The sequence below is a fragment of the Pseudomonas sp. UF-293 genome (genome assembly GCF_058245595.1).
Map to the genome: position 1 here is coordinate 228438 of NZ_JBSICA010000004.1, position 12964 is coordinate 241401.

A 12964-nucleotide genomic window follows, 5' to 3' on the forward strand; every position below is an offset into this window, starting at 1 on the left:
TCCATCAGTGGCTCAGCCCGTACTTTTTGACTTTGTCGAACAACGTGGTCTTGGCCATGCCCAATTCCTGGCTGGCCTGGGTCAGGTTGCCGCCGCTGCGTTGCAAGGCGTCGACCAGCAGGTTGCGCTCGAAGGCTTCCACCGCTTCGGCAAACGCCAGACCCTGGCCGGCGCTGGCCCCGGATTTCTTGAACGCCGGCAGACCGAGGGCGAAGCGTTCGGCGACGTTGCGCAGTTCGCGCACGTTGCCCGGCCAATCGTGGCTCATCAGGTTCGACAGAGTCTGGTTGTCCAGCTCCGGCAGTGCGCGATCAAAGCGTAGCGCCGACTGCTGGGTGAAGTGTTCGAACAGTTGCAGGATGTCTTCGCGGCGTTCGCGCAGCGGTGGCAATTCCAGGGTCACGACGTTGAGGCGGTAGTACAAGTCGCTGCGAAACTCGCCGGCCTTGCTCGACTCATCAAGGTCGGATTTGGTCGCCGCGATCACCCGGCAATCCACGGCCACACTCTGGTTCGAGCCGAGGCGTTCAAGGGTGCGTTCCTGCAATACGCGCAGCAACTTGATCTGCAACGGCAGCGGCATGCTTTCCACTTCGTCGAGGAACAGCGTGCCGCCGTCGGCGTGCTCGATCTTGCCGATGCGGCGTTTGCCGGCGCCGGTGAAGGCATTGGCTTCGTGGCCGAAGATCTCGCTTTCGAAAAGGTTTTCGGGCAGGCCGCCGCAGTTCAGCGCGACGAACTGTTTGCTGTGGCGCCGACTGAAATCGTGCAGGCAACGGGCAACCAGTTCCTTGCCGGTGCCGGTCTCGCCTTCGATCAAGACGTTGGCCGAAGTGTCGGCGACGTTGGCAATCAGTTCGCGCAGGTTCTGCATCGCCGGCGAGCGGCCGATGATCCGGCCTTCAAGGGAGTCGCGTTCAGCCAGTTGCCGACGCAGCGATGACACTTCACGGGCGAGGCTGCGTTGCTCCAGCGCCCGTCGCGCGACATCGACCAAGCGTTCCGGGGAGAACGGTTTCTCCATGAAATCGTAGGCGCCTTTCTGCATCGCGCCGACGGCCATGGAAATGTCGCCGTGGCCGGTGATCAGCACTACCGGCAGGCTGCGATCACGCTGCTTGAGGCGGGTGAGCAATTCCAGGCCATCGATGCCCGGCAGGCGGATGTCGCTGATGACGATGCCGGCAAAGTTGTCGCCGACCTGCGCCAGTGCTTCTTCGGCACTGCCGACGCCGATGCACGGAATGTCCTCGAGGGTCAGCGCCTGTTGGCAGCCGAGCAGCACATGGGGGTCGTCTTCGACAATCAGCACAATGAGTTCGGGGTTCATATTGGCTCGGCAGAAAGAGGGCTTACCAACGGTAAACTGAGGACGAAAGTGGTGCCACCGCCGGCCGGGTGTTCGACACCCAAGTGCCCGCCGGTGGCGGCGGCGAGGCTGGCGGACAGGGTCAGGCCCAGGCCCAGGCCTTGCTCGCCGGGTTTGGTGGTGAAGAACGGTTCGAACAGATGCTTGCGCGCTTCGGCGTCGATGCCGTGGCCGTTGTCACGCACCCGCAAGCGATATTTGCCGTTGAATTCTTCCCCCTCCAGCCACAGCTGCGGCTGCGGTTGCGCGTGCATGGCGTCGAGGGCGTTGCCGATCAGGTTGACGAGAATCTGTTCGAGACGGGTCTGATCGATCAGCAACTGCACATCGGCAAACTGCCGGTGAATCTGCAGCGCGGTGTTTTCCACACGCGCGCCGAGCACTTGCAACGCGGCGTCGACGGCTTTGCCGAGACTGGCCTGACCCTTGTTATCGCCACGCCGGGCAAACGAACGCAGGCTGGCGGTGATCCGGCCCATGCGGTCGATCAGGTCGTTGATGGTCTTGAGGTTGGTGCTGGCGACGTCGAGCTGGCCGCGCTCGAGAAAGCGCACGGTGTTGCCCGACAGCGTGCGCATCGCCGCCAGCGGCTGGTTCAATTCATGGGCGATGCTGGTCGACATCTGGCCGATGGCCGCGAGTTTTCCCGCCTGTACCAGTTCATCCTGGGCGCGGCGCAAAGTCTCCTCGGCCTGACGGCGCTCGCGGATCTGACTCTTCAGCCGTTCGTTGCTGGCGCGCAGATCGGCGGTGCGTTCGGTAATCCGACGCTCCAGTTGGCTGTTGGCTTCCTGCAACGCTTCGCGGGCGGCGAGGCGGGTGGCGAGGACTTTGCGCCGCTCGTTCCAGGCAATCAGCAGGAAGGCGAACAGGGCAAACGCAACGGCCACCAGAATGCCTTGGTTGATCGCTTCGCGGCGCAGGTCCTGCAATGGCGTGAGCAGGGTGAAATTCCACGGCGTGTCGCTCAGCAGTCGGGTTTGCGCCAGATAACTGATGTCGTCTTCGTCGGGCTGCAATTCGCTGTTGGCCGGGAAGGTCAGTTTCTCCACGCCTTCGGCCAGTGTCTCGCGAGCCAGCGGTTGCAGTTCGTTGAGCGGGAACCAGTAGTACTGCAGGCTGCGGGCAAGTTTTTCCTTGACCTCGTCGCTCAGTGGGATCACCGATTTCAGCCGCCTGGCCGGATCGCTGGAGAGAATGATGATGCCGTTCTCGTCGCTGACAAACGCTTCCAGACGCGCCCGCTGCCAGCGCTCTTCCATGGCTTCCAGACGCACTTTGACCACCGCGACACCGATGATCTTGCCGTGCTCTTCGAGGCCGTGGGCGAGGTAGTAACCGGGTTCGCCATTGGTGCTGCCGATGCCATAAAAGCGCCCGGGCTGGCCGCGCACGGCGTCTTTGAAATAGGCGCGGAAAGACAGGTCTTCACCCAGATAACTGTCGACATCACGCCAGTTGCTGGTGGCCATGACCCGGCCGGTGGTGTCCATCACGTAAATGGCGCGGCTGCGGCTGCGGCGGTTCAGGCCTTCGAGGTAATCGTTGACCGTCTGCCGGTGCTCCGGGGTCGGGTCGGCCAGCAACTGCGGCACATTCGTTTCGAGTTCCAGCAGGCTGGGCAGGTAGGTGTATTTGCTGATCTCGCTTTCGACCGCGCGGGCGTGCAGTTCCAGCTGACGCTGGCCGTTCTCGCCGAGGCTGCGGATGCCAAAGTGTTCACTGGTCCAGAAGCCGATGAAACCCAGTCCGACCATCAGGGCGATGATCAGTGGCGGCAGGAACAGATGACGGATCAGACGGGGCTTCACGGCAAGTGATGGCTCTGCAGCGCGATAAAGAGTGGGGTCGCATTTCATCACAGATGCCTTGGGTCAACCACAACACTTGTTTCAAGGGCGCTGACGGCCCTTTGTGGGAGCGAGCCTGCTCGCGAAAGCGCTGTGTCATTCACATCGTTGTCGACTGAAAGATTGCATTCGCGAGCGGGCTCGCTCCCACAGTTGGGGAGCGGTTTTTTAGTGCTGCAGGATTTTCTCGAGGAAGTGCTGCGCGCGTTCGGAGCGGGCGCTGATGTCGCCGAAGAATTCCTCTTTCGGGCAGTCCTCGATGATCTTGCCCTGATCCATGAAGATCACCCGGTCCGCCACTTTACGGGCGAAGCCCATTTCGTGGGTCACGCACATCATGGTCATGCCTTCGTGGGCCAGTTGCACCATGACGTCGAGCACTTCGTTGACCATTTCCGGGTCGAGCGCCGAGGTCGGTTCGTCGAACAGCATGACGATCGGGTCCATCGCCAGCGCACGGGCAATCGCCACACGCTGTTGCTGACCACCGGACAATTGCCCCGGATGCTTGTGGGCGTGCGCCGACAGGCCGACGCGCTCGAGCAGTTGCAGACCCTTCTTGGTCGCCTCTTCCTTGCTGCGGCCTAGCACCTTGATCTGCGCGATGGTCAGGTTCTCGGTGATGGTCAGGTGCGGGAACAGCTCGAAATGCTGGAACACCATGCCCACGCGCGAACGCAGTTTCGGCAGGTTGGTTTTCGGGTCGGCGATCGACGTGCCGTCAACCACAACGTCACCTTTCTGGAACGGTTCCAGGGCGTTGACGCACTTGATCAGCGTCGACTTGCCGGAACCCGACGGGCCGCAGACCACGATCACTTCGCCTTTCTTGACCTCGGTGCTGCAATCAGTCAGCACCTGGAAGTCCCCATACCACTTGTTGATGTTTTTGATAGAGATCATACGGCGAACCTTTTTTGCAGACGCTTGACCAACCGCGAGGCGGCGAAGCTGATGATGAAGTACACGAGACCGGCGAAAATCAGGAACTCATTGGAGCGGCCGATGATGTCGCCGCTGGCGCGCGAGGCGTTGAGGAAATCTACCAGACCCACGGTGTAGACCAGCGAGGTGTCCTGGAACAGGATGATGCTCTGCTGCAGCAGCAGCGGGGTCATCTTGCGGAACGCCTGCGGCAGGATGATCAGGCGCATCATTTGCCCGTAGTTCATGCCCAGTGCTTGTGCGGCACCCATCTGGCCCTTGGAAATCGACTGCACACCGGCCCGGACGATTTCGCAGAAGTACGCCGCTTCGAACATCATGAAAGCCACGACGCACGAGGTGAACGCGCCGATCGGCGTGTCTTCACCGGTGATCCAGCGCAGCACGAACGGTACCGCCAGGTAGAACCAGGTGATCACCAGCAGCAGCGGAATCGAACGGAAATAGTTGACGTAGGCGCCGGCAATGCTCGACAGCAGCTTGTTGTGCGACAGACGGCACAGCGCGAGGATCGTGCCGAGAATCATCCCGCCGATCACGCCCATGGCCATCAGTTTGAGGGTCATCACCATGCCATTCCACAAGCCGGGAATGGCCGGGACGATGCCACTGAAATCGAATTCCATTATTTACCCCCCACGGAGATCAGGCCGGGCACCGCGACTTTCTTCTCGACCAGGCGCATCAGCAGCATCAGGCTCATGTTGAGGGTGAAATAGATCAGGGTTGCCAGGGTGAAGGCTTCGAACAGGTTGGCCGAGAACTCGGCGGTCTGTTTGGTCTGGGCCAGCAATTCCATCAAACCGATCAGGGACGCCACGGAGGAGTTCTTGAACACGTTGAGGAATTCCGAGGTGAGCGGCGGAATGATGATCCGGTAGGCCTGGGGCAGCAGCACGTTCCAGTAGATCTGCGGCAGTTTGAAACCCATCGCGCGGGCGGCGGATTCCTGGCCACGCGGCAGCGCCTGGATACCGGTGCGCACTTGCTCGCAGACACGGGCGGCGGTGAACAGACCGAGGCAGACGACAACGCTCAGGTACGCCGAGGTGGTCGGGTTGAGGTCCTGCTTGTACCACTCCTGCAGATCCGGCGGCAGCAGATCGGGCACCAGGAAGTACCAGATGAACAGCTGCACCAGCAACGGCACGTTGCGGAACAGCTCGACGTAGCAGGTCGCAATGCCCGATACGATGCGGTTCGGCACGGTACGCATGATGCCCAGCAGCGAGCCGAGCAGCAGGGCGATGATCCACGCCACGACGGCGATGGCGATGGTCCAGCCCAGGCCGGAGATGAACCAGTCGAGATAGGTCTCGCTGCCCACACCGGTGGACTTGAAGAACACGCCCCAGTCCCAGTTGTAATTCATTAGGGTCTCCCCTCGATTCGATCGATGTACAAGTGCCCGCCTGGGGAACTCCGTTCCCTCCCCAGTCTTTTTTCAAAGACCGGGCACACGCGATCGGCTCGACAGCCACCGGTTCGAGTGTTTCCAGAAAAATGCCAGCAGGGAGTGACCATCCCCTGAAAAGGCAGGCGCCTCCTCAGGGGATAAGGTTAGTCAGAAAATCAGGACTTCTTGTCGTCAGCCGCTTTGTCGGTCGGATTGGCGATCAGATTCTTGAGCTCGTCGCTCATCGGGAAGTTCAGGTTCAGGCCTTTTGGCGGAATCGGCTGCATGAACCACTTCTCGTAGATCTTGTTGATCGCGCCCGAAGCGTAGGTGGCCTTGATCGCGTCATCCACAGCCTTTTTGAACGGCTCGTCGCCTTTGCGCATCATGCAGCCGTAGATTTCGTACGACTGTGGCGTGCCGGTCACTTCCCAATCGGCAGCTTTCTTGGCCTTGGCGGCTTCGCCGGCCAGCAGCGCGTCGTCCATCATGAAGGCAACGGCGCGGCCCGATTCCAGCATCTGGAAGGATTCGCCGTGGTCTTTGGCGGAGATGACGTTCATGCCCATCTGCTTGTCGGCATTCATCGCCTTGAGGATGCGCTCGGAGGTGGTACCGGCGGTGGTTACGACGTTCTTGCCTTTCAGATCGTCGAAATCCTTGTACTTGGAGTCTTTCTTGGACAGCAGACGGGTACCGATTTCGAAAATACCAACGGAGAAGTCGACCTGCTGCTGACGCTCGACGTTGTTGGTGGTCGAACCGCACTCGACGTCCACGGTGCCGTTCTGCACCAGCGGGATGCGGGTCTGCGAGGTAACGAGGTTGTATTTGACTTGCAGGTTCGGCAGGTCGAGGTCTTTCTTGATCGCTTCGACGATGGCCAGCTGGATATCGTGCGAGTAGCCGACCGGCTTGCCGGACGCATCAGCGATGTAGGAGAACGGAATGGAGGCGTCACGGTGGCCCAGGGTGATGACACCGGACTCTTTGATCTTCTTCAGGGTGCCGGTGAGCTCGGCGGCGAAAACTGGCGTGCTGATCAGAGCGGCAGCAATGGCTGCGCCCAGGATATGGGGAACGATGCGCATCAAATTTTCCTCGACATTGTTTTTTTTATGGAGCCAGTTTGTCGGCCCTTTTTGTGCTTCGAATGCCTGACGGCTCCTGAAGTGTCGGCACAGCAGGCATTCGTCGAGAGAGTGTAGAGCATGAGTCGTGCCAGACCAGTGGCAGTAAGTTAACTGGTTGTTTTATAACGTTATTAAAGTTTTTTGGCGGTAATTCGTCGAGGATGTGATCCGGTTAACCGAATCGACCGTGGAGTCGCGTTCGGAAAACCGAATGAATTCCTTGCTGGTTCACTCTCACAATGGACAGGCTATTGCCGGAGGTACAAAAAAGCCCCTGAATCTCTCGATTCAGGGGCTTTCATTTGCACGGTGAGATCAAGCGGCCTCGATCTTCCGGTTTTGTTCAACCTTGCCCAAGTACGTCGCGAGCTTCTGTTGCTCCTCCGCCGTGGTGAACAAACCAAGCTTGGTGCGGCGCCACAGGATGTCGTGCGCCGTAGTGGCCCACTCTTCGCTGCACAGGTAATCGACTTCGCGGGTGTAGAGCCCGCCGCCGATGTGCTCTCCCATGTCGGCCAGGGATTCCACACCTTCGAGCATGCGCCAGGTGCGGCTGCCGTAGGTGACGGCCCAGCGCCGGGCGATTTCAGTCGGCACGAAGTCGAATTTGTCGCGGATTCGCGCGCTTAGCGCCTCTGGCGTGGTCATGTCTTCACCGCCGGGCAGGGTGGCGGTCGCGGTCCAGCTCGGGCGCATCTGGGTGAAGAACGGCATCAGCTGCGCCATCGCTGACTCGGCGAGTTTGCGGTAAGTGGTCAGCTTGCCACCGAACACCGACAGCAACGGCGCTTCTTCAGCACTGCCCGACAGCGCCAGGGTGTAATCGCGGGTGACCGCAGACGGGTTGTCGGATTCGTCGTTGCACAGCGGGCGAACGCCGGAGTAGCTGTGCAGGATGTCTTCGCGGCTAAGCTGCTTCTTGAAGTGGGCGTTGACCACTTTCAGCACGTAATCGGTTTCGCCTTCGGTGATCGCTACTTTCGCCGGGTCGCCGGTGTACTCGCGGTCGGTGGTGCCGATCAGGGTGAAGTGGTTCAGGTACGGAATGGTGAAGACGATGCGCTGATCTTCGTTTTGCAGAATGTGCGCGTGCTCGCCTTCGTACAGTTTCGGCACGATGATGTGGCTGCCCTGAATCAGGCGAATGCCGTAAGGCGATTCCATCTTCAGGTCGTCACGGATGAACTTGGCGACCCACGGGCCGGCGGCGTTGACCAGGGCTTTGGCGGTGATCGAAAACAGGCTGCCGTCGGCGCGCTCCAGGTGCAGATGCCACAAGCCTTTGGTGCGGCGGGCACTGACACAGCGGGTCTGGGTGTGCACATGCGCGCCTTTTTCGCGGGCGGCCATGGCGTTCAAGACCACGAGGCGCGCGTCATCGACCCAGCAGTCGGAGTATTCGAAGCCTTTCTTGATTTCGCTTTTCAGCGCGCTGTCGGCACCGAACTTCAGGCTTTTCGAACCCGGCAGTTTTTCGCGCTTGCCGAGGTTGTCGTAAAGGAACAGGCCGGCACGAATCATCCACGCCGGACGCAGATGCGGGCGGTGCGGCAGGACGAAACGCATCGGTTTGACAATGTGCGGCGCCTTGGCCAGCAGCACTTCGCGCTCGGCCAGCGCTTCACGCACCAGACGGAATTCGTAATGTTCCAGGTAGCGCAGGCCACCGTGGATCAGCTTGCTGCTGGCCGACGAGGTGTGGCTGGCGAGGTCGTCTTTTTCGCAAAGGAACACCGAAAGACCGCGACCGGCGGCATCCGCTGCGATCCCGACGCCGTTGATCCCGCCGCCAATCACGGCAACGTCATAGATCTCGGAGAGAGGGGGCGTACGCAAGGTAGAGGTGGACATCGGCTGGCCTCGGTTCTTTTGATTTTATGTCTTGGAAATCGAACATTAATGTTCATTTGCGAAAATGGTAGCCCATAAACACGCGCGCAGCCAGTCGCGTTCGATTGAAAAAACTCATCGAAGGGCGATTAAAAGAAAATTTTCGAACATTAAAAACAAAGATCGCAGCCTTCGGCAGCTCCCACAGGTTGAGTGAACCCATTGTAGGAGCTGCCGAAGGCTGCGATCTTTTGATCTTGCGGGTTAAACGACTTCCAGACGAATCTTGTGCTGACTCAACAACTGCGCCAGCGCCGGTACCGGCTGCTGATCGGTGACCAGGCAATCGATCAGGCTGATCGGCCCCAGTCGAATCATCGCGTTACGCCCGAACTTGCTCGAGTCCGCCGCGAGAATCACCTGCCGTGCGTTGGCAATGATCGCCTGGCTCACTCGTACTTCCTGATAATCGAAGTCGAGCAGGCTGCCGTCCTCATCGATCCCGCTGATCCCGACCAAGGCGAAATCGACCTTGAACTGGTTGATGAAGTCCACACTCGCCTGACCGACCACACCGCCGTCGCGGCGCACGTTGCCGCCGGTCAGCAGCACATCGAAATCATCCTTGGCACTGAGCATCGAGGCGACGTGCAGGTTGTTGGTGATGATTTTCAGGTGACTGTGATTGAGCAGGGCGCGGGCGATCGATTCGGTGGTGGTACCGATATTGATGAACAGCGAGGCGTGATCGGGGATCTGTGCGGCAATGGCTTCACCGATGCGTTGCTTTTCGTCGCGCATTTGATCGGCGCGCATCGCATACGCGGTATTTTCGACACTGGAATCGTACGCGGCGCCGCCATGGTAGCGACGCAGCAGATTGGCTTCCGCGAGCTGATTGATGTCGCGGCGAATGGTTTGCGGGGTGACAACGAACAGCGTGGCCATTTCCTCGATGCTCACATAGCCGCGTTCGCGAACCAGCTCGAGGATTTGCTGCTGACGGGGAGGCAGATTCATGGGGCTTCCTTTGGGCTGCCGTGCAAAATTTGCCCATGATGCCGCAGGAATCTGCTCCCGACCAGTTTCCAGCTTTAGTCAGTCCTCAGCCTGGCTCATTCAGCGTCCTCACGCGCCCAGTCACGGGTGCGGCTGACGGCTTTTTTCCAGCCTTTGTACAGTTTCTCTTTCTCGGTTTCGTCAAGGCTCGGTTCGAATTCGCGCTCGATCACAGCTTTGCCGCGCAGTTCTTCCAGGCTGCCCCAGAAACCGCAGGCCAGACCGGCCAGATAAGCCGCGCCCAGTGCAGTGGTTTCGCGCATTTGCGGACGTTCGACCTGGGTGCCGAGAATGTCGGCCTGGAACTGCATGAGGAAGTTGTTCGCCACTGCGCCGCCGTCCACACGCAGAGCTTTGAGGCGTTCGCCGGAGTCCTGCTGCATGGCGTCAAGCACGTCGCGGGTCTGGTAGGCGATCGACTCCAGCGCGGCGCGGATGATGTGATCGACGCGCACGCCGCGCGTCAGGCCGAACAGCGCACCACGGGCGTACGGATCCCAGTACGGTGCGCCGAGACCGGTGAACGCCGGCACCAGGTACACGCCGTTGCTGTCCTTGACCTTGTTGGCAAAGTATTCGGTGTCGTGGGCGTCGTTGACGATTTTCAGTTCATCGCGCAGCCATTGCACGGTCGAGCCGCCGTTGAACACTGCACCTTCGAGTGCATAGGCAACTTCGCCGCGTGGGCCGCAAGCGATGGTGGTAAGCATGCCGTGCTGGGATTTCACCGCTTTGTCGCCGGTGTTCATCAGCAGGAAGCAACCGGTGCCGTAAGTGTTTTTCGCCTGGCCCGGCTCGACGCACATCTGGCCGAACAGCGCCGCTTGCTGGTCACCGGCGATACCGCCGATGGCGATGCCGCTCTTGGTGCGACCGTAGATCTCCGAGGAGGCTTTGACTTCCGGGAGCATCTCGCGCGGGATATCGAGGATCTCCAGCATCTTCGAATCCCACTCCAGCGAATGGATATTGAAGAGCATGGTGCGCGAGGCGTTGGTGTAGTCGGTGACATGCACCTTGCCGCCGGTGAATTTCCAGATCAGCCAGCTATCGACGGTGCCGAACAGCAGCTCGCCGTTGCGCGCACGCTCGCGGCTGCCTTCGACGTTGTCGAGGATCCACTTGAGTTTGGTGCCGGAGAAGTACGGGTCGGTGACCAGGCCGGTGGTGTCGCGGATGTAGTCTTCGTGGCCATCGCGCTTGAGCTGCTGGCAGATCTCGGTGCTGCGGCGGCACTGCCAGACGATCGCGTTATACACCGGGCGGCCAGTGGTCTTGTCCCAGACCACGGTAGTCTCACGTTGGTTGGTGATACCGATGGCGGCGACCTGGTCATGATGCAGGCCGGCCTGTGCCAGCGCTTCAACCATCACCGCGCTCTGGGTGGCGAAAATTTCCATCGGGTCATGCTCGACCCAACCGGCCTGCGGATAGTGCTGAACGAATTCGCGCTGCGCGGTGCAGACCACGTTCGCATCGCGGTCGAAGATGATCGCGCGCGAGCTGGTCGTACCCTGATCAAGGGCAATGATGTAGTTCTTGTTCTGAATGTCGGTCATGTCGATTGCCTTGGACGAAATAAGGGAGAGTGGGCCGTGGCGCAGGCTCGGATGGGCAGGAGCCGGCGCCGACTGTTTCAAGAAGTTCTTGGTTTGCCGTCAATGGCCGGTTCTGCATCCTTTGTAGCAGGTGTGACGCCGGTCAGGTGACGGGCAATCAGCCCGCGATACCCGGCGGCGCCGAGGCAGGCACCGACAATCGGTGCAAAAATCGGAATCAGGAAATACGGAATATCACGACCACCGGTGAAGGAAATTTCACCCCAACCGGTAAAGAAAGTCATCAGTTTCGGACCGAAGTCACGCGCCGGGTTCATCGCGAATCCGGTCAGCGGACCCATCGCGCTGCCGATCACGGCAATCAGCAGACCGATCAGCAGCGGCGCCATCGGGCCGCGTGGCAGGCCGTTGTTGTCATCGGTCAGGGCCATGATCACGCCCATCAGGATTGCGGTGATGATCATCTCGACGAGGAAAGCCTGGGCCGTCGACAGCACTGGGTTCGGGTAGGTGGAGAACACCGAGGCCAATTCCAGGCTGGCGGCCGAGCCACGAACCATCTGGTGGGTTTGTTCGTAATCGAAGAACAGATTGCTGTAGAGCGTGTAGACCAGCAACGCGCCGCAGAAGGCGCCGGCGATCTGCGAAAGGATGTAGAACGGCAGTTTGCGCTTTTCGAAGTCAGCGAAGATTGCCAGAGCGATGCTCACGGCCGGGTTCAGGTGCGCGCCGGAAACCCCGGCGGTGAGGTAGATCGCCATGCTCACGCCGACGCCCCAGATGATGCTGATTTCCCACAGGCCGAAGCTGGCGCCCGCGACTTTGAGCGCGGCGACACAACCGGTGCCGAAGAAAATCAGAAGGGCAGTGCCCAGGAATTCGGCCATGCATTGGCCGGAAAGCGATGGTTGCGGTAGAGCAGCTGTCATTGAAAACCTCGGTTCTTTTTCTTGTGTAGCGCCTTGCCAACGGAGCAGGGCGCGATCTTCACCGGGTCGGAATCCCCATTCGGTTCCCGGGTTACTGCTGGGTACTGCGCGGAGCATGATTCTTACATTATTCAGATTCGAAAAAATATAGACAAGAAACAAACCTGTCAAAGGTCGAAAGTGAACCGTCGGTCACAATAAAACTATTCGCCGTGTGAATGATCAGCGCGGCGATCAGCTTGAATGCAGCGCGAACCCCCGGGATTCGCGGCTTGGAATAGAGCCTTTTGCCCAGCGATGACCTAGAATCGGCCGCAGGTTTTTCAAAGATTGCCGAACCCGGAGCTGCCATGACCCCAGCGTTGGACTTGTTGAAAAAAGTTCGTGCCGAACATCGCGTGCACAGTTACGAACATGATCCGAAGGCCGCGTCCTACGGGTTGGAGGCAGCGGAGAAGCTCGCGCTCGAACCGGCGCAGGTGTTCAAAACCTTGCTGGCCGCCAGTGAAAAAGGCGAACTGCTGGTGGCCGTCGTGCCGGTCGTCGGAACGCTCGATCTCAAGGGACTGGCACACGCCGCCGGAGTGAAGAAAGCCGAAATGGCTGACCCGGCTGCCGCGCAACGTTCTACCGGCTACCTGTTGGGCGGCATCAGCCCGCTCGGGCAGAAGAAACGCCTGCGCACCTTCATCGACAATTCCGCTCAGGGGTTCGCCACTATTTATGTGAGTGCCGGGCGGCGAGGACTTGAAGTGGAATTGGCGCCGGCGGTGCTGGCCGAGCACACTCAGGCGAAGTTTGCCGATATCGGCCGCGCGTAGTTTCACCATCGGCTGTATGAAGAAAAAAATGCACTTCTGTCACTGGTAGAGATCGGGGCCGCCACTGCATGCT

General features: G+C 59.9%; 11 protein-coding genes. 1 reads left to right on the top strand and 10 read right to left on the bottom strand.

Annotation, left to right across the window (positions count from 1 at the left end):
• Positions 1-4: 4 nt before the first annotated feature.
• The 10 genes from aauR to AC4IHP_RS07570 form a co-directional block, all read right to left on the bottom strand.
• Complete coding sequence (aauR, locus tag AC4IHP_RS07525; protein WP_460121173.1) at positions 5-1330, bottom strand: two-component response regulator AauR; 1326 nt, start codon at positions 1328-1330, stop codon at positions 5-7.
• Entirely contained in the window at positions 1327-3228 is a 1902-nt protein-coding gene (gene aauS, locus AC4IHP_RS07530) for a two-component sensor histidine kinase AauS (protein ID WP_490831344.1), read from the bottom strand. The genes aauR and aauS overlap by 4 nt, the downstream gene beginning before the upstream one ends.
• Positions 3229-3387: 159 nt before the next feature.
• Positions 3388-4122 (bottom strand): amino acid ABC transporter ATP-binding protein, encoded by a 735-nt coding sequence (locus AC4IHP_RS07535; RefSeq protein WP_016773390.1) that lies wholly within the window; start codon positions 4120-4122, stop codon positions 3388-3390.
• Positions 4119-4790, bottom strand: coding sequence for an amino acid ABC transporter permease (locus tag AC4IHP_RS07540; RefSeq protein ID WP_016773391.1), 672 nt, complete (start codon positions 4788-4790; stop codon positions 4119-4121). The genes AC4IHP_RS07535 and AC4IHP_RS07540 overlap by 4 nt, the downstream gene beginning before the upstream one ends.
• Positions 4790-5536 (bottom strand): amino acid ABC transporter permease, encoded by a 747-nt coding sequence (locus tag AC4IHP_RS07545; RefSeq protein WP_056790046.1) that lies wholly within the window; start codon positions 5534-5536, stop codon positions 4790-4792. Before AC4IHP_RS07545 ends, AC4IHP_RS07540 begins: the two co-directional genes overlap by 1 nt.
• A 200-nt stretch (positions 5537-5736) precedes the next feature.
• Positions 5737-6651: a glutamate/aspartate ABC transporter substrate-binding protein gene (locus AC4IHP_RS07550; RefSeq protein ID WP_101162128.1), complete on the bottom strand. Its 915-nt coding sequence runs from the start codon at positions 6649-6651 to the stop codon at positions 5737-5739.
• Between the two features lie 357 nt (positions 6652-7008).
• On the bottom strand, positions 7009-8544 hold the full coding sequence (gene glpD / locus AC4IHP_RS07555; RefSeq protein WP_073473179.1) for a glycerol-3-phosphate dehydrogenase: 1536 nt from the start codon (positions 8542-8544) through the stop codon (positions 7009-7011).
• Positions 8545-8787: 243 nt separating this feature from the next.
• Positions 8788-9543, bottom strand: a complete 756-nt coding sequence (locus AC4IHP_RS07560; RefSeq protein ID WP_007953179.1) for a DeoR/GlpR family transcriptional regulator — start codon at positions 9541-9543, stop codon at positions 8788-8790.
• 95 nt (positions 9544-9638) lie between these two features.
• On the bottom strand, positions 9639-11141 hold the full coding sequence (gene glpK / locus AC4IHP_RS07565) for a glycerol kinase GlpK (RefSeq protein WP_024014162.1): 1503 nt from the start codon (positions 11139-11141) through the stop codon (positions 9639-9641).
• 77 nt (positions 11142-11218) lie between these two features.
• Positions 11219-12070, bottom strand: a complete 852-nt coding sequence (locus tag AC4IHP_RS07570; protein ID WP_490831345.1) for an MIP/aquaporin family protein — start codon at positions 12068-12070, stop codon at positions 11219-11221.
• Between the two features lie 350 nt (positions 12071-12420).
• Between AC4IHP_RS07570 and ybaK the strand changes: the two genes are divergently transcribed.
• Positions 12421-12891: a Cys-tRNA(Pro) deacylase gene (gene ybaK, locus AC4IHP_RS07575; RefSeq protein ID WP_460121166.1), complete on the top strand. Its 471-nt coding sequence runs from the start codon at positions 12421-12423 to the stop codon at positions 12889-12891.
• Positions 12892-12964 lie beyond the last annotated feature (73 nt).